Source organism: Prauserella cavernicola (genome assembly GCF_016595675.1).
GTDB lineage: Bacteria > Actinomycetota > Actinomycetes > Mycobacteriales > Pseudonocardiaceae > Prauserella_A > Prauserella_A cavernicola.
Genome location: NZ_JAENJH010000001.1, coordinates 15,690 through 33,320 on the forward strand (window position 1 = coordinate 15,690; position 17,631 = coordinate 33,320).

At 70.3% G+C, this 17,631-nt stretch carries 14 protein-coding genes; 10 read left to right on the top strand and 4 right to left on the bottom strand.

Features of this window, described 5'->3' with window-relative positions; genetic code table 11:
- Positions 1–4: 4 nt before the first annotated feature.
- The 5 genes from ilvA (at position 5) to JHE00_RS00105 (ending at position 10,341) form a co-directional block, all read left to right on the top strand.
- The gene (gene ilvA, locus JHE00_RS00085) at positions 5–1,243 is read left to right on the top strand and encodes a threonine ammonia-lyase IlvA (RefSeq protein ID WP_372440366.1); all 1,239 of its coding nucleotides are present in this window, start codon (positions 5–7) and stop codon (positions 1,241–1,243) included.
- 624 nt (positions 1,244–1,867) lie between these two features.
- Positions 1,868–2,884, top strand: coding sequence for a multicopper oxidase domain-containing protein (locus JHE00_RS00090; protein ID WP_372440330.1), 1,017 nt, complete (start codon positions 1,868–1,870; stop codon positions 2,882–2,884).
- A 24-nt stretch (positions 2,885–2,908) separates the two neighbouring features.
- Positions 2,909–6,919: a ThuA domain-containing protein gene (locus JHE00_RS00095; protein WP_200313465.1), complete on the top strand. Its 4,011-nt coding sequence runs from the start codon at positions 2,909–2,911 to the stop codon at positions 6,917–6,919.
- A 74-nt stretch (positions 6,920–6,993) separates the two neighbouring features.
- Positions 6,994–9,237, top strand: coding sequence for an OmpL47-type beta-barrel domain-containing protein (locus JHE00_RS00100; RefSeq protein ID WP_200313467.1), 2,244 nt, complete (start codon positions 6,994–6,996; stop codon positions 9,235–9,237).
- Between the two features lie 63 nt (positions 9,238–9,300).
- Complete coding sequence (locus JHE00_RS00105; RefSeq protein WP_200313475.1) at positions 9,301–10,341, top strand: ferric reductase-like transmembrane domain-containing protein; 1,041 nt, start codon at positions 9,301–9,303, stop codon at positions 10,339–10,341.
- On the opposite strand, the gene JHE00_RS00110 is transcribed toward JHE00_RS00105, so the two are convergent.
- A complete protein-coding gene (locus JHE00_RS00110) occupies positions 10,331–11,593 on the bottom strand; it encodes a Glu/Leu/Phe/Val dehydrogenase dimerization domain-containing protein (RefSeq protein ID WP_307831746.1) in 1,263 nt (420 codons plus the stop codon). The two genes, JHE00_RS00105 and JHE00_RS00110, sit on opposite strands and share 11 nt — an antisense overlap.
- A 304-nt stretch (positions 11,594–11,897) precedes the next feature.
- Between JHE00_RS00110 and JHE00_RS00115 the strand changes: the two genes are divergently transcribed.
- Entirely contained in the window at positions 11,898–12,821 is a 924-nt protein-coding gene (locus JHE00_RS00115) for a LysR family transcriptional regulator (RefSeq protein WP_200313477.1), read from the top strand.
- Between the two features lie 31 nt (positions 12,822–12,852).
- On the opposite strand, the gene JHE00_RS00120 is transcribed toward JHE00_RS00115, so the two are convergent.
- Positions 12,853–13,044 carry a PspC domain-containing protein gene (locus tag JHE00_RS00120; RefSeq protein ID WP_200313479.1) on the bottom strand — a complete coding sequence of 64 codons (192 nt, stop codon included), beginning with the start codon at positions 13,042–13,044 and terminating at the stop codon, positions 12,853–12,855.
- 101 nt (positions 13,045–13,145) lie between these two features.
- A complete protein-coding gene (gene ligD, locus JHE00_RS00125) occupies positions 13,146–14,078 on the bottom strand; it encodes a non-homologous end-joining DNA ligase (protein WP_200313481.1) in 933 nt (310 codons plus the stop codon).
- A gap of 97 nt (positions 14,079–14,175) precedes the next feature.
- Between ligD and JHE00_RS00130 the strand changes: the two genes are divergently transcribed.
- The 4 genes from JHE00_RS00130 to JHE00_RS00145 all read left to right on the top strand — a co-directional run bounded on the left by JHE00_RS00130 (position 14,176) and on the right by JHE00_RS00145 (position 16,800).
- A complete protein-coding gene (locus JHE00_RS00130) occupies positions 14,176–14,643 on the top strand; it encodes a PPOX class F420-dependent oxidoreductase (RefSeq protein WP_200313483.1) in 468 nt (155 codons plus the stop codon).
- Between the two features lie 86 nt (positions 14,644–14,729).
- On the top strand, positions 14,730–15,062 hold the full coding sequence (locus JHE00_RS00135) for a putative quinol monooxygenase (protein WP_200313485.1): 333 nt from the start codon (positions 14,730–14,732) through the stop codon (positions 15,060–15,062).
- 4 nt (positions 15,063–15,066) lie between these two features.
- Positions 15,067–15,276: a DUF4177 domain-containing protein gene (locus JHE00_RS00140; protein ID WP_307831747.1), complete on the top strand. Its 210-nt coding sequence runs from the start codon at positions 15,067–15,069 to the stop codon at positions 15,274–15,276.
- Positions 15,277–15,549: 273 nt separating this feature from the next.
- Positions 15,550–16,800: a multidrug effflux MFS transporter gene (locus JHE00_RS00145; RefSeq protein WP_307831748.1), complete on the top strand. Its 1,251-nt coding sequence runs from the start codon at positions 15,550–15,552 to the stop codon at positions 16,798–16,800.
- 54 nt (positions 16,801–16,854) lie between these two features.
- Here JHE00_RS00145 and JHE00_RS00150 read toward each other — a convergent pair whose 3' ends face one another.
- Positions 16,855–17,568 (bottom strand): YwaF family protein, encoded by a 714-nt coding sequence (locus JHE00_RS00150; RefSeq protein ID WP_307831749.1) that lies wholly within the window; start codon positions 17,566–17,568, stop codon positions 16,855–16,857.
- Positions 17,569–17,631 lie beyond the last annotated feature (63 nt).

Here is a 17,631-nt window from a genome sequence, read left to right on the forward strand (position 1 = left end):
TGTGGTGAGCGCGGCGGACGTCACTGAGGCGGCCGCCCGGTTCGCCGACGTGATTATGCCGAGCCCGCTGCAGCGCAACGAGCGGCTGTCCCAGCGGCACGACCTGGACGTGTGGCTCAAGCGGGAGGACCTCAACACGGTCCGCTCGTACAAGGGCCGCGGCGCCTACAACCTCATCGCCTCGCTCAGCGAGGAGGAGCGTGCGCGGGGCGTGGTGTGCGCCAGTGCGGGCAACCACGGCCAGGGTGTCGCGTTCGCCTGCGCCGCGCTCGGTGTCAGCGCCCGCGTCTACCTGCCCAGGACCACCCCGAGGCAGAAGCGCGACCGCGTGGCCAGCTTCGGCGGCCGGTACGTGCAGATCGTGGTGGAGGGCGAGACCTACGACGACTGTGCCGCGGCCGCGCGCGAGCACGCCGGGTCGACCGGCGCGATCCTGATCCCCGCGTTCGACGACCCGCGCACCATCGCGGGCCAGGGCACGGTGGTCAAGGAGGCGATCGAGCAGCTCGGCCGTGTCCCCGACGCCGTGGTGGTACCGGTCGGCGGTGGCGGCCTGATCGCCGGGACCCTGACCTGGCTGCGGGAGACGCACCCCGAGGTGCGCGTCATCGGCGCCGAGCCGCAGGGCGCCGCCAGCATGGCGCGCGCGCTCGCCGAGGGCGCGCCGGTGCCGCTGGAGCAGCTCGACCCGTTCGTCGACGGCGCCGCCGTGCGTCAGGTCGGCAGGCACACGTTCGCCGTCGCCGCCGAGCAGCGGCCGAAGGTGGTCGCCGTGCCCGAGGGGCAGATCTGCGTCGAGATGCTCGATCTCTACCAGTCGGACGGCATCATCAGCGAGCCCGCGGGTGCGCTGGCGTCGGCGTCGCTGGTGCAGGACCTGGGCCTGCCCGCGGGCGCGACGGTGGTGTGCATCCTCTCCGGCGGCAACAACGACGTCAGCCGGTACAACGAGATCGTCGAGCGCGCTCTGGTGTTCGAGGGCCGCAAGCACTACTTCCTCGTCGAGTTCCCGCAGGAGCCCGGTGCGCTGCGCCGGTTCCTCGACGACGTCCTCGGCCCCGACGACGACATCACGCTGTTCGAGTACGTCAAGCGCAACAACCGCGAGACCGGGCCCGCGCTGGTCGGGGTCGAGCTGGGCGCTCCGGAGAACCTCGAGGCCATGCTCAAGCGCATGGACGCGGCTCCGCACCGCATCGAGCAGGTGTCGCCCGACAGCCCGCTGTTCACCTTCCTGGTCTGAACCCGCCGCGAGTCGTGCGAGACATGGCCGTCCGGACCGCGAGTCACGCGGACCGGGCGGCCATTCGCGCGTCCGGTGGCCCCCTCGTGCCGGCTCACCTCTCGTCAGCGGAAAACTCGGTGCCCGGTTTACACGGGGCTTACGTACTACTCCATTTGTCGTAAAACTTCTGTCTCAACGCAGCATAAGTCAGCCTTTTTTGACCGTAGATATTTACGGGAGCACCGGAAGTAATTAACTTCCCTCCTGGAACCCCTCGGCGCTGAAGGCGAGGCAGGCGTGAGACGGAAGTCGCGACAGGTGGACACGGCGCGAACGCGGCGACAGCTGCGGTCCGCGCGCATCCGCCATCCCGGACGCGGCCCGGCGATCGGCTTCCTGCCCTGCCCCGCTCCGCCCTGACGCACGCCGCCCCCCATCCCTTCGACCCCGTCCCCAGCACAGCGCGCCGCCTCGCGTGCGCGCGCCACACCCGCCCTGGCGAGACCGCCCTGCGCGGCGAATCACCCTGCCCGATCCCCACCGTCCACACGCGACCGCACGCGCACGTCGACGCTTCACCAGCTCCCCACCCCCCGATCTCCCCGGTGCCGCGTGTGCCCGGGGCACGCGAATGGAGGCCTCATGGCTGACACACCCGATCGCCCCCGCAGGCGAGGCCTGTCCCGGCGGTCGATGCTCGCGGGTGCCGCGGCGGCAGGCGTCGCCGCGCCCGTGGTCGTCGCGGGTCTCGGTACGGCGTCGGCTTCCCCCGAGACCTCGCGTCCCGCGCGCGCGGGCGTGACCCGGCGCGTCACCGTGTACGCGGAGGAGCTCGGCGGTGGCCAGTTCGGCTACGGGCTCTCGCCGGGCACCGCCACGATCCCGGGGCCGGTGCTGGAGGTCTACGAGGGCGACACGCTCGAGATCGACCTGGTGAACAACACCGACCGGCGGCTGTCGATCCACCCGCACGGCGTGGACTACGACGTGGACTCCGACGGCAGCCCGCTCAACGACTCGTTCAACGAGCCAGGAACCCGCCGCACCTACGTCTGGAAGACCCGCGCGCCGTTCCAGAAGGACGGCCGGTGGATGCCCGGCAGCGCGGGGTACTGGCACTACCACGATCACGCGATGGGCGACGACCACGGCTCCGGCGGCATCCTGGCCGGCCTCTACGGCGCGCTCATCGTGCGCCGCGAGGGAGACCTGTTGCCGCAGCGGCAGTACACCGTGGTGTTCAACGACATGACCATCAACAACCGGGTCGCTCCGGACATCCCGGTGATCGAGGCCAACCAGGGCGAGCGGGTGGAGTTCATCGCCATCGGCCACGGCAACACCTTCCACACGTTCCACCTGCACGCCCACCGCTGGGTGGACAACCGCACCGGCATGCTCAGCGGTCCCGACGACCTCACTCCGTCGATCGACAACCGGGACCTGAACCCCGGTGACTCCTTCGGTTTCCAGGTGATCGCAGGCGAGGGCGTCGGACCGGGGGTGTGGATGTACCACTGCCACGTGCAGTTCCACTCCGTGGGCGGAATGGCGGCGGTCTGGCTGGTCCGCAACCCCGACGGCTCGATGCCGGACGGTGCCCAGGAGGCGCTCGACCGCTACCAGGCGCACGAACACAGCTCGCACGCAGGCCACTAGTGCACGACGAGTGAAGGAGTAGGGATGGGTCGAAGAAGGTTGGCACTCCTGCGCCGCGACGGTCGATTACGGCCGAAGCCGTTGCGGCGCACCATGATCATGCTGACGAGCGCGACGCTGGCACTGGGGCTCACCGCGTTGCCGGCCACCGGGGCGCCCGCGCAGCCGGCGCCGACGCAGAACAAGGCCGCGCAGAACACCCAGGCGAGTGTCCTGGTGTTCCACGGTGTCGCCGGCGAGCAGGCGGACCCTGTTCGCCAGGCCGCGCGCGCGATCGAGGAACTGGGGCAGGGCAACGGGATCGCCGTGGACCGCACGACGGATCCCGCCGTGTTCACCAAGGACAACCTCGCGCGCTACCGCGGTGTCGTGTTCCTCTCCGCCGAGGGCAGGGCACTGAACGCGGGCCAGGAGGCCGCGCTGCAGAGCTACATCCGCGAGGGTGGCGGGTTCCTGGGGATCCGCGACGCCGCGAAGGCGCAGGCGAGCTCCGAGTGGTTCGGCGGCCTCATCGGGGCCCGGCCCGCGGGCAACCGGCCGACGCCGCAGGACGTCGCCGCGGTGACCGTGAGCGGCGAGAACCCGCCCAACGAGACCGGCGCGAACCTCGTCGACGGCAAGACCAACACCAAGTGGCTCACGTTCGACTCCTCCGGCTGGGCCGCGCTGGAGCTCGCCGAGCCCGCCGCGATCGTGCACTACTCGTTGACCTCGGCCAACGACTTCGCCGGCCGTGACCCGGTGGACTGGACCCTGCAGGGATCGCAGGACGGGGAGAACTGGACCGACCTCGACCAGCGCAGCGGCGAGGACTTCCCGGAGCGTTTCCAGGCCAAGGAGTACCGCTTCGAGAACACCGAGGCGTACGCGCACTACCGGCTCGACATCACCGGCAACGCGGGCGAGTCGGCCACGCAGCTGGCCGAGCTGGCGCTGCACACCGCCGATGCGACCCCGCCGCAGGAGGGCGAGCAGGAGGCCCAGCAGGCCACGGTGAGCATCGTCGACCGGCAGCACCCCGCGACCGAAGGTCTCCCGCTGACGGTGAAGCGCTCGGACAAGTGGCTCAACTGGGAGACCAACCCGGTGGGCGAGGTCCACACCATCGCCCAGGTTCAGGAGCACACCTACGACGCGGGTGACAACGGCAACGGTCCGTTCCACCCCATCTCGTGGTGCCGGGACTACGACGGCGGACGGTCGTTCTACACCGGGATGGGCGGCACGGCGGGCAGCTACGGCGAGGCCGCGTTCCGCACCCACCTGCTCGGCGCGCTGAAGTGGACCACCGGCCTCGTGCGCGGTGACTGCCAGGCGACCATCGCGAGCAACTACAAGATGGAACGGCTCACCGCCGAGAACCAGCCGGGCCAGCTCGACCAGAACGGCGAGATGCACGGCCTGACGACGGCGCCCGACGGCACCGTGTTCTACGTCGGCAAGGCCGCGTGCCCGTCTGGTCCGGTGCCGAACTGGGACGACGAGAACGTCGGCCTCGGCTGCGGCACGATCCACCAGTGGAATCCGGAGAACGACCAGGTCAAGCTCCTCGCGACGCTGGACGTGTTCGGTAACCGCGGTAGCGGCAGCGAGCTCGTCAAGGCCGAGGAAGGCCTGCTCGGGATGACGCTGGACCCGGCCTTCGGTGAGAACGGCTGGATCTACGTCTACTGGATGCCCTACGACTCCATCGACACGGAGAAGCGCATCGGCCAGCGCACGGTCTCGCGCTTCACCTACGACGCGGCCGCCGACTCGATCAACCTCGAGAGCCGCAAGGACCTGCTTCAGTGGGACACCCAGATCCACAGCTGCTGCCACGCCGGTGGTGGCCTGGACTTCGACAAGGCGGGCAACCTCTACGTCGCGACGGGTGACAGCAACTCGTCGCAGGGTTCCGACGGCTACTCGGGCAACAACTGGACCCAGGACTACGAGGGTGTGTCGTTCCAGGACGCCCGCAGGACGTCGGGTAACACCAACGACCTCAACGGCAAGATCCTGCGGATCCACCCCGAGGACGACGGGACCTACACGATCCCCGAGGGCAACCTGTTCCCCGAGGCGGACGACGCCGACGACAAGACACAACCCGAGATCTACGTGATGGGCGTGCGCAACCCGGCGCGCCTGCAGGTCGACCCCGTGCACGACTGGGTCACCACGGCGTGGGTCGGTCCCGACGCGGGAGCCCCGAGCCCCGAGCTCGGCCCGGCGAAGTACGAGACGGCCACGGTGCTCACCTCGGCCGGTAACCAGGGCTGGCCGTACTGCATGGCCGACCAGCAGCCCTACCGTGATCGCAGCGACACCGACGCGTCCGAGCTGACGGGCTGGTACGACTGCGACAACCTGAAGAACACCTCGCCGCGCAACACCGGCCTGGTGGACATCCCGCCCGCGCGGGACAACATGATCTGGTACTCGCCGCAGGGTGGTGGCCCGGTGTTCCCGGAGCGGCCCGACGGCAGCGGTGTGCCGACCTACGAGGAGGGCGACAGCACCTTCACGCAGCCCTACCTCACCGGTGGTGGACAGGCCATCATGTCGGGCCCGACCTACCACAGCGAGCTGGTCGACCCCGAGAGTGAGGTCGCGTGGCCGTCCTACTGGGACGACAAGTGGCTGATCGGCGACCAGTCCAACGCGAACAACCGCGTGGCCGTGACGCTCAACCCCGACACGATCGAGCAGCAGGGACCGCCCGCGTTCGCGGAGGACCTGCGCAAGATCATCAAGGCCGGAGGCGAGGACACGGATCTGCAGCAGTGGATGGACGCCAAGTTCGGTGCCGACGGTGCGCTGTACATGGTCGACTACGGCGGCGGGTTCTTCAGCCTGACGCCCAACCAGAAGCTGCTGCGGGTCACCTACGAGGGCGGGCCGGCCACCCCGGCTCCGGCCGCGAGGGCCACGGCGCTGCAGAACAAGCCGCTGACGACCGCGTTCAACGGGTCCAAGTCCGGTGGTGTGTCCTACGACTGGCGCTTCGGCGACGGTGCGAGGTCCACCGAGGCCAACCCGGTGCACACCTACGGCAGCATCGGGACCTACACGGCCACGCTGACGGTGACCTACGCCGACGGCGAGACGTCGACCACCAAGACCCAGGTCGAGGTCGGCTGCCAGGTCACGGACAACCGCGACACGGTGTGGCTGCGGGACTCCGACACCGGGGTGCGCAACCACGAGGTCGGCAACGGCTGCACGGTCAACGACCTCATCGATGACGAGAGCACGTGGAACAAGCACCAGCAGTTCGTCAAGCACGTGTCGCAGACGGCGCGTCAGCTGTTCCGCGCGGGTGTCCTCACCGCCACCGAGCGGAACTCGCTGATCGGTGCCGCCGAGAACTCGGACATCGGCAAGGCCCGTGACTCGGGCTGGGAGCCGATCTTCAACGGCACTCCCGAGTCGCTGCGCGGCTGGGAGATGGCACCGTCGGGCCGGTTCGACATCCAGGAGGACGGCTCGCTGCGCAGCGCGGGCGGACTCGGGATGTTGTGGTACGCCGCGAAACCGTACGGCGACTTCTCCATGAAGCTGGAGTACAAGGACATCGCGCCGGGGGAGGGCAGGGCCAACAGCGGCGTCTTCGTCCGCTTCCCGAACCCGACCACGCCGCTCGAGCAACGGCCCGCCGGTAGCTGTGGCACCGTCGGGTCCGCGCGGGACTCGCAGGCCTGGGTCGGGATCTACTGTGGACACGAGATCCAGATCTACGACGGGGAGGCGGGCGAGCCACAGAAGACCGGCTCGGTCTACAACTTCGACCCGGTCGGGCTCGCGGAGTCCGGCGCCACCCCGAAGGGAGAGTGGAACACCTACGAGATCCGGGCCGTCGGACAGAAGTACACGATCATCCGCAACGGCAAGGTGATCAACGAGTTCGAGAACAGCCCGGGTAAGCAGTCGTCCAGGGCCGGTGACCCGCCGACCGATCAGCGGCAGTTCCGCAACGGGTTCATCGGGTTGCAGAACCACGGTGACAACGACCTGATCGAGTTCCGCAACATCCGGGTCCGGGAGCTGTAGTTCCCGCCGGCCGGTGCGGGCGCGCGACGTCCGCACCGGCCGGTGTCCCCCTTCACGAGAGGTGCAGCGCGCTCATGATTCGACGATTACGCGGCTCCCTGCGCGTGGCCGCACGCCGGGGATCGGTGGGTCTACTGGGTTTTCTGCTCGTGGCGTTGTGGGTGGTCCCCGCCTCCGTCGCCGGTGAGCAGCAGGCCGAGCAGGCTCGCCAGACCCAGTTGCTGGCCGAGAACCAGCAGGCGGCGCGGGCAGCGCAAGCAGAGCAGGCCGAGCAGAAGCAGCAGGGCGAGCAACGCCAGGCCCAGCAACAGGTTCTGACCTGGACGGCCGACAACAGCATCACCGATTACGCGACCGTGCCGGAGACGGCGACCGCGGGCCCGACGACGATCGTCTTCGAGAACAGCACCGCCACCGGCAACACCAGCGGTATGGTGCACACGCTGACGTTCGACGTCTCCAACCCGGAGTACAACCAGGACGTCGACACCGACATCACCGCGAGCCCGTTCGACGCGAACCAGGGCCGCTGGGAGATGGAGGTGAACCTCACCCCGGGGCAGTACCGCTACTTCTGCGCCATCCCCGGCCACGGCCAGATGGAGGGCGTGCTCACGGTCACCGAGGGCGGTGGCGGCGAGGAGGACACCACGGCGCCGACCGTGTCGGCCGAGGTCACCGGTGAGCAGGACGGCGACGGCAACTACCTCGGTTCGGCCACCGTGGCCGTGTCGGCCGAGGACGACGACTCCGGTGTCGCGTCGGTCGAGTACCAGGTCGACGGCGGAGGGTTCGAGCCCTACAGCGACCCGGTCGCGGTGTCCGAGCCCGGTGAGCACACGGTGGAGTTCCGGGCCACGGACAACGCGGGCAACGTCTCGGAGACCGGCTCGGTGACGTTCACCGTCGTCGAGGGCGGCGGCGAGGAGGACACCACCGCGCCGACGGTCTCGGGCGAGGTCACCGGTACCCAGGACGCGGACGGCAACTACGTCGGCTCGGCCACGGTCGCGGTGACCGCGCAGGACGACGACTCCGGTGTCGCGTCGGTCGAGTACCAGCTGGACGACGGTGATTTCCTGTCCTACGAGGGCCCGGTGCGGGTGGCCGACATCGGTTCCCACACCGTGCAGTTCCGGGCCACGGACAACGCGGGCAACGTCTCGGAGCCGGGTTCGGTCGAGTTCACGGTCGTCGAGCCGCCCGAGGGCGACGAGACACCACCGCACGTGATGGCGGAGGTGACCGGCGAGCAGAACGAGCAGGAGCAGTACCTCGGCTCCGCGATCGTCGAGCTCACGGCACACGACGAGGAGTCCGGTGTGGACACCGTGGAATACGCGCTGGACGGGGGTGAGTTCACCGCCTACACCGAGCCTGTCGTGGTCAGCGCGGTGGGCGAGCACACCGTGCAGTACCGCGCCACGGACAACTCCGGCAACACCTCGGAGCCGGGCTCGGTGACCTTCACGGTCGTCGAGGGCGGCGGCGAGGAGGACACCACGCCACCCGAGGTGTCGGCCGAGGTCGCCGGTGAGCAGGACGACGACGGCAACTACGTCGGCTCCGCGACGGTCACGGTCGCGGCCGCGGACGACGGATCCGGTGTGGACACCGTGGAGTACGCGCTGGACGGGGGTGAGTTCACCGCCTACACCGACCCGGTGGAGGTCGCCGAGGCCGGTGAGCACACAGTGGAGTTCCGGGCCACCGACAACGCGGGCAACGTCGCGGAGCCCGGTTCGGTGACCTTCACCGTCGTCGAGGGCGAGGTGGAGGACACCACGCCGCCCGAGGTGGTGGTGACGCTGTCCGGTGAACAGGACGCGGACTGGAACTACCTGGAGTCGGCCAGGCTGACGCTCACGGCGACCGACGAGCAGTCGGGTGTGTCGCTGATCGAGTACAGCTTCACCGACGCCGGGTTCCGTCCCTACCGCGTCCCGATCACGATCGCCGACGCCGGTGTCTACACGGTGCAGTACCGGGCGACGGACAACGCGGGCAACGTGTCGGAGGCCGGGGCGACGACGTTCAGGATCGTCGACGCCGGACCCACCTGCACCGTGTCCGACACGAGGGCGACCGTGGTCGTCGGCGGTGACGACACGGGTGTGGCCAACGCCGACACCGGCGGTGGCTGCACGATCATGGACCGGATCGACGAGGGCGGGAACTACTCCAACCACACCGCGTTCGTCACCCACGTCCGGCAGGTGACCTCGGCGCTGGTGGCCGACGGCATCATCACCAAGGACGAGAAGCAACGCATCGTCCAGGCCGTCAAGCGCACGGGGAACAACGGCAACAACGGATGACCCACGCCGCCCGGGCCCGCCTCACCGCGGGCCCGGGCGGTTCATTCGCGAGAGGGGCGAGCCATGCCTGCTCGGAGCAGGACGGGACTGGACCGGGCGGCCCTGCGGGCCGACCTGCGGGCCGCGCTGCCCGACGCCACGGCGGCGCTCGCGCTGACCGGGGCGATCTTCCTGTTCCTGTACGTGCGGGTGCGGGCGGCGACGTCGGACACCCTCGCCGTGATGCCCTTTCTCGCCGACGCGAACGAGTACTGGATGTACTGGCTCTGCCAGGCGTTCGGCTGGTCGGCGTTGCTGTGGGCGTGGCTGACGACGATGCTGGGCCTGCTGCGTTCGGGACCCGGCCCGCGCCGGCTGCCGGTGTCGGCGGCGAGGCTCGAACGCTGGCACCGCTCGACGAGCCTCACCACGATCGCGCTGATGTTCGCCCACGCGGCGTTCTTCTTCGCCGAGCAGGTGCGCTCCAACGAGGACGGGCTCGGTCCCGTCGGCCGGGTGTGGCGCGCGTTCGTCGACTCGTTCGTGCCCGGCGGCTACGCCTCGGGTACCGGCCAGGTCGCGATCCTGCTGGGCCTGATCGCGCTGTACCTCGCGATTCCGCTGGGCCTGCTCTACTACTTCCGGGCAGGGACGGGCGCCCGGATGTGGCGGGCGCTGCACCGCTTCGTCCTCGTCGTCTACGTCCTGAGCGCGTGGCACACCCTGCTCTACGGCACCAACGTCTGGTTCGACGGCTGGCCGAGGACCACGCTGTGGCTGCTGCAACTGCCCGTCGCGCTGGTCCTGCTGGCGCGCCTGCTCGAGCCCGCGCGCCGCGCGGAGAAGTCGAGCGGTGCCTCGCCGCGGACCCGGGTCCTGCGCGGCGTCGCGATCACGGCGACGCTCGCCGTGATCGCCGCGATCGTCGCCGTGGTGGTCACCGGCCGCGACGGTGGCCGGACCCCGGACGTGCCGAGTGCCCCGATGTCGGTCACGGCGGACATGGTCTGGGTCGGGCTGGTCGTGTTCGCGGTGGCCGTGGCCGTCACGGTGCTCGTGGTGCGCACGAGCGCGGCGCGCACGCCGGAGCGTGCGCGCCGCGACCGGTCCACGACTACGGGATGACGATCGGCGTCTGCTCGCCGGAGGCGATCAGCGCCTGCCGGTTGGAGTCGGCGAGGCCCTCGCCGGTCTCCCTCGGCGGGACGCCGTCGACGATCCACTGTGCGAGCAGCAGCGACACCCGGGACTGCATCTCGGTGCGCAACCGCAGGAACGAGTCGGCGGGATCCGCCCCGACCTGTCCCAGCAGCAGCCACCAGGCCCACGCCGCGGCGCCCGCGTTCGCGATGAAGTCCGGGATCACCGGGATTCCGCGGGCGGCCAGCGTCGCCTCGGCCTCGGGGATGGTGGCCGCGTTGGCCGCCTCCACGATCACCTTGGCCTTCACGTCGGCCTCGTTCTCCGGCGTGATCGCGTAGGAGATGGCCGCGGGCACGAGGATGTCGGCGTCGGTGGAGATCACCGCGTTCCTCGGCAGCCGCTGGACGTCCTCGGGCACCTGGGAGCGGTCGATCTCGCCGAACGAGTCGCGCAGGTCCAGCAGCGCCGGGATGTCGAGACCCTCCGGGTGGTAGAGCGTGCCCGCCGCGTCGGCCACGGCGACCACACGTATCCCGGCCTCGTGCAGGTACCAGGCCGCGCCGCCGCCCATGGTGCCGATGCCCTGCATCGCGACCGTGGTCTGGTCGGTGTCCCAGCCCCACGCGTACGCGGCACCGAGGCAGGCCTGCGCCACGCCGTAGCCGCCGATGACGTCACCGAGCAGCAGACCACCGGGAACCGGCGCGTTCAGGCCCGCTGTCACCCGGCGCAGCGTGCGCTCCGGCTGGGCCGACCGGCTGATCGCGGCGTGGTAGGACTGCCCGAGGCCGAGCCGCTCGAAGACCTCGTCGATGAGGTGCTGCGGCACGCCCAGGTCCTCGGCGGTCACCCAGTGCGCGTCGAGCCACGGGCGCATGGCCTGGCAGAAGCGCTCGAGCACGCCGACGGCGGCGGGGTCCTTCGGGTCGAAGTCGATGCCGCCCTTGGCGCCGCCGACGGGCAGCTCGAAGGTCGCGGTCTTGGCCGACATGCCGCGGGCGAGGTCCTCGACCTCCGACATCGTGCAGCCCTTGCGCATCCGCGTGCCGCCGGTGGCCAGACCGGACACGAGCGTGTGAACGACGAGATAGCCGTGAGCGCCGGTCACCGGGTCGGTCCACGTCAGGCGCAGCAGGGGCTCGCCCCGGCGCGCGGTCTGCTCGACACCGGGCTCGGGTGCGCCGGTCCGGTTCGCGGTGCTCGTGTGTCCCCACGGGTCGTGCATCGTGGTCACCTGCAACCCACCTCCAAAGTTCTCTGCTCGGCCTCGTCAGTGCTGTCAGTGCTTCGTCTCCTCCGGCTGAGCGGGTGCACTGACGAGGGCGCGAGGCAGCCACCGTTGTTTCGGTCAGGCCGAATAACGGGCGGCTGAACTGCGGTTTTCCCGAGCGGTGCTCCGTGCTTGCCGGTGACACCAGAGTGCGCCCGGGCAGCGTGCTGCGTCCAGTTAAGGATCATGCACGGTTCTGTTCACGCTTCCTGCACGACTTTGTTTCGCCCTTTGTGCGCGGCGCGAGATCGGTCCGTAATCTGTGCGCATGGAGCTTTCGTTGCACCGATTGCGAATGCTTCGCGAGTTGCATCGCCGTGGCACGGTCACGGCGGCGGCGGCCTCGTTGCACTACACAGCGTCGGCCGTGTCGCAGCAACTCGCTCAGCTCGAACGGGACGTGGGGGCGAAGCTGTTCGAGCGGCTCGGCCGCCGGGTACAGCTGACCGAGCTCGGCATGCTGCTGACCGAGCACGCCGAGGAGATCCTCGGGGCGGTGGAGCGCGCCACCACGTCACTCGAGGAGGCGCAGGACGCGGTCTCGGCGCGGCTCACCGCGGGCGTGTGGGCGTCGGTCGCCTCGGGTCTGCTGCCCTCGGCGCTCACCGCGCTGGCCGCCGAGCACCCCGGCATCCAGGTCCGCAGCAAGGAGCTCGCGCCGGAGGACACGGCGGGCGCCGTGCGCGACGGCACGCTCGACTTCTCGTTCGTGATCGACTATTCGGACTACCCGATGCCGTGGGATCCGTCGCTGGTCCGCGTCGTGATCGCGGTGGAGCGGCTGCACGCGGCGGTGCCGATGGGCGTGGTGCCCACCGGCACGGTGCCGCTGACGGAGCTGGCCGAGCACCCGTGGATCCTCGCCGGACCGCGCTCGCACTTCGGCCGCGCGGTGCGCATCGCGTGCCAGCGCAACGGGTTCGAGCCGAAGATCAGCCACGAGGTGGGGGAGCAGGCGACGGCGCTGGCGATGGTCGGCGCGGGACTCGGCGTCACGCTCGTGTCCGATCTGGGACTCTCGCTGCTGCCGCCGGGGGTGGACATCGTGGCGCTGACCGAGCCGGTGATGCGGACGGTCTCGATCGCCCACCGGGCCACCGCCACGCGCAGGCCGTCGTTGCAGTTCGTGATCGACGCCGTGCGCGACGCCGCCGCCGACAAGGGCCTCGGCGCGAGCTCCCCGATCCCGTGACGCGCGTGGCTCATCCGGCTCAGTGTCCGCGCTAGCCGCGCTGCTCCTTGGGCATGACGATCCAGAGCAGGAGGTAGGCCAGGAACTGGGGGCCGGGCAGCAGGCACGAGAGCACGAACGCCCAGCGCATCGTGCGGGGCTCCCAACCGACTCGCCGGGCCAGCCCGGCGCAGACGCCGCCGAAGACCCGGTTGGTGCGTGACCTCGTCAATGTCGTTGCCATGACTTCACCCTGCCCGTGCCTGAGCCGGCTCGCATCGGTGAGAACCCCGAGTGGCCCCCGAGATCGGCCCCCGGAGGTCCGGCCCGCCACCGGCCACGTGGTCAGGGTTCCAGGCCGTCGCGGTCGGCCCACTCCAGCAGCGTGTCCAGCGAGTGGGCCGTGTCGTCGATGCCCGCGTGCAGGTCGCCGAGCCGGGCGAACCGGGCAGGCACCGTGGCGATGGTGCACTCGCGCGGCTCGACGTCGTCGATCTCGTCCCACGTGATCGGGGTGGACACCGTGGCCTCCGGCACGCCCCGCACCGAGTAGGCACTCGCGATGGTGTGATCGCGGGCGTTCTGGTTGTAGTCCACGAACAGCGTCCGCGGGTCCCGGTCCTTGCGCCACCACGCGGTGGTGACGTCGTCGGGCGCGCGGCGTTCGACCTCCCTGGCGAACGCGAGCGCCGCCCTGCGGACCTCGGAGAATCCCCACCTCGGCTCGATCCGGACGTAGATGTGCAGACCGTCCCCGCCGGAGGTCTTCGGGTAGCCGGTGATGTCCAGGTCGTCGAGCACCTCCCTGGCGACGTGGGCGATCCGGCGCACCGTGCCGAACCCGCACTCGGGCATCGGATCCAGGTCGATCCGCCACTCGTCGGGGCACTCCGTGTCGGCCCGCCGCGAGTTCCAGGGGTGGAACTCCACGGTGGACATCTGCACGGCCCAGATCACCGCCGCGAGCTCGGTGACGCACAGCTCGTCGGCGTAGCGGTTGTAGCGGGGAAAGTGCACGCGGACGGTCTCCAGCCACGGCGGCGCGCCCTGGGGGACCCGTTTCTGGTGCACCTTGTCCCCGGCCACGCCCGACGGGAAGCGGTGCATCATGCAGGGCCGCTCGCGCAGCGCCCGCACGATGCCGTCGCCCACGGACACGTAGTAGTTCGCGAGGTCAAGCTTGGTCTCGCCGCGCGCGGGGAAGTAGACGCGGTCCGGATTGGAGATCCGGACCGTACGGTGGCCGACCTCGAGCTCGACCGCGGAGTCCGTCGCCATAGTCAGACGCTAGCCCGGATCGGGCCGCTCCGGTTGACCTGGAGCACACTCCAGCAACTACGGTGAGTGAGCCCCGCCCCGAGTGAAGGAGCCGACCATGGCACCCAGCATCGCCACCGCCGACCGCGTCGACCTCGCCGCGTTGCTGGACTTCCTGCGTCCGCGCCACCGCGGCGTGCTGATGACCACGCGCGCCGACGGCTCGCCGCAGCTGTCGCCCGTGAGCTGCGGGGTGGACGGGGACGGGCGCATCGTCGTGTCGACGTACCCCAAGCGAGCGAAAGCCGTCAACGCGCGCCGCGACCCGCGGGTGTCGATGTGCGTGCTCTCCGAGGACTGGAACGGCCCCTACGTCCAGGTCGACGGCCGGGCCGAGGTCCTCGACATGCCCGATGCCCTCGACGGTCTGGTCGAGTACTTCCGGTGCATCTCGGGCGAACACCCCGACTGGGACGAGTACCGCGAGGCGATGGTCCGGCAGGACAAGTCGCTCATCCGCATCACCATCGAGCGCTGGGGGCCGGTCGCGACCGGCGGCTTCCCGCCCGAGCTGGCCAGGGACTGACCCAGGATCGACCCAGGACTGACACGGCGGTCCGTGCCTGGCATCGTGAGCGGTGCGAACAGCACAGAGGCGAGAGGGGAAGTCCGATGATCTTCATTACGGCCAAGTTCCGAATCCTGCCCGAGCACGCGGACCGGTGGCCGGAGATCGCCGCCGAGTTCACCCAGGCGAGCCGCAACGAACCGGGGAACCTGTGGTTCGACTGGTCCCGCAGCATCGGCGACCCGAACGAGTACGTGCTCGTGGAGGCCTTCCGCGACGGCGACGCCGGTGCCGCGCACGTGCAGTCGGCGCACTTCAAGACCGCGCAGGAGACACTGCCGCAGTACCTCGCCGAGACGCCGAAGATCGTCAACACCACCGTCGACCAGGACGACTGGTCCGAGCTCGGTGAGCTGGCCGTGCGGGCGAAGGGCTGAGCCGGTGTCCCAGCGATACGAGTACAAGGTCGTCGAGCTCCGCGAGAAGATGCTCGGCGGCAAGATGTCGGGCGACCGGCTGGAGAAGGTGCTCAATGAGCAGGCCTCCGACGGCTGGCAGCTCAAGGCGATCACCGCCGCCGAGGTGAAGGGCCGCGTCGGCCCCGGTGGCGTGGACGGGGTGCTCGTCACGTTCGAGCGCCCGACGGGCTGAGCGCCAGGGTATTCTCCACACCCTCCAGGCCGGCGTCGTGATCCAGCGACGTCGGCCGTTTTTGTGTGCGGAATCTATAGTGGACACAAAGCTGTGTCCATAATGGAGTTACGGCTGGCACCGCGTGATGACGCTGCGTCGATGTAACCGGGGACACACGTCCGAGTTGTCCTGTCCGGGGAACAAAGCCGGCGCGGTGGGTGCTGAAGGTCCCGTCAGAGCCGACCTTCCTCGCGTGCACCTACTCGAAAGGCAGTGATGGACAGAGTCGCGGTGCGGAACCCACAGGCCCCCTCGGCCGGAGGTCCGCCCACTCCCGAACCGGCCCGGGCCGAGCGGATCCGCGTGATCCTCGTGCTCGGTGCGCTCATCGCGCTGGGTCCGTTGACCATCGACATGTACCTGCCCGCACTGCCCGCCATCGGCGAGGACCTGGGGGCCTCGTCGTCGACCGTGCAGCTCACCCTCACCGGGACCCTGCTGGGCCTGGGCCTCGGCCAGCTCCTGGTCGGCCCGCTCTCCGACGCCGTCGGGCGCAGGCTGCCACTCGTCGCGGGCACCCTGTTGCACATCGCGGCGTCCGTGTTGTGCCTGATCGCCCCCAACATCGCGGTGCTGGGTGTGTTCCGGACGCTGCAGGGCGTCGGCGCGGCCGCCGCGATGGTCGTGGCGCTCGCCGTGGTGCGCGACCTGTTCTCCGGCAACGCCGCCGCCACCGTGTTGTCCCGGCTGATGCTCGTGATGGGCGCCGCGCCCATCCTCGCGCCGACGCTCGGTGGCGCCATCCTGCTCACCGGGTCGTGGCGCGGGGTCTTCGGCGCGCTCGCGGTGCTCGGTGTGCTGCTGCTCGTCGTGGCCGTGTTCGCGCTCAAGGAGACGCTGCCCGCCGAGCACCGCAGGCCCCGCGAGGTCCGGCCGGTGCTGCGGACCTACCGGATGCTGCTGACCGACCGCGAGTTCGTGGTGCTGGCGCTGGTGGCCGCGCTCGGGATGTCGGCGCTGTTCTCCTACATCTCCGGATCGTCGTTCGTGCTGCAGGAGCAGTTCGGGCTCAACCAGCAGGAGTTCGCGCTCGTGTTCGGCGCGGGCGCGGTGGCGATCATCGCGGCCTCGCAGTTCAACGTGGTGTTGCTGCGGCGGTTCAGCCCGCGCCGGATCGTGGTCGGCGCGCTCGCGGCGGCCACAGTGTCCGGACTGGTGCTGACCGCGTTCGCCGTGGGCGGCATCGGCGGGCTCACCGGGTTCGTCGTGCCGCTGTGGTTCGTGATGGCCGCGGTCGGGTTCGTGCTGCCCAACGCTCCCGCGCTGGCCCTGTCCCGGCACGGCGAAGCGGCGGGTACCGCGGCGGCGGTGCTGGGCGCGGTGCAGTTCGGCCTCGGCGCACTGGTGGCTCCCCTGGTCGGGGTGCTCGGCAACGACGGGCCCGCGATGGCGATCACGATGACCGCGGGTGCGGCGATCGGGTTCGCGGCACTGGCAACCGTGGTGCGCCGGGGCCGCAGGCAGGTCGCGGTCGCGGTGTGAGCGATCGGGCCGGGCGGGCGCTGCCGGGTGCGGTGCCCGCCCGGCTCACTGCCGTCAACTCCCAGCGCCGGCGGCTCGCACGACGGGAGAGCGGCGGACCCACGGCCAGGTCATGAGCGCCCAGCAGGCCAGTACCAGCGCGACGATCGAGAGCACGTACCACGGCCACGGGCCGAGGACGTCGAGGATCGACGCAGACTCGGGCGGTCTGCCGAGGTAGCCGTAGTTCGTGCCCGCGACGGTGTTCACCACCATCGCCACCGCGGCCCAGCCCGCGGTGGCCGTGATCGAGAACCAGTACCCCTGCCAGTCCGGAGTCCGCCCTGCGCCCCACGTCAGGTAGACCGCCGCCCACACGACGAGCAGGTGCAGGCCCCAGAAGGTGACGAACGTGCGCGAGGGGAAGTCCGGGCCCGTGAGTACTGGGAACAGCAGCGCCTGCGTGCTCAGCGTGAGGCACCAGAAGTAGGTGAGGGCGCACGGCCAGGGCCGCCGGGTCCACAGCGCGAACGCGGCGACGGGCGCGGCGAGGTCCGAGACCTGCAGTGGGACCCAGTTCTCCGGATCGGTCAGCACGAGGATCGAGTACGACTGCGACACCACGGCGGAGGCGAGGACCACGACGGCGAACGTCCGGCTCACCCGTCGTTCGGTCTCGGTGCCCCGGGTGCGACGACCGGACGCGACGAGCACCGTGGCCCCCGCCGCGAAGACGACGAGGACCAGCCAGTGCGACAGGCCGTACGTGGTGAACTCGCGATCGGCCACCGGTTCCTCCAGTGGGTCCCTCGCCCTCGATGGTGCCAGGGTTCCCGCCGGTCGCGCACCTGC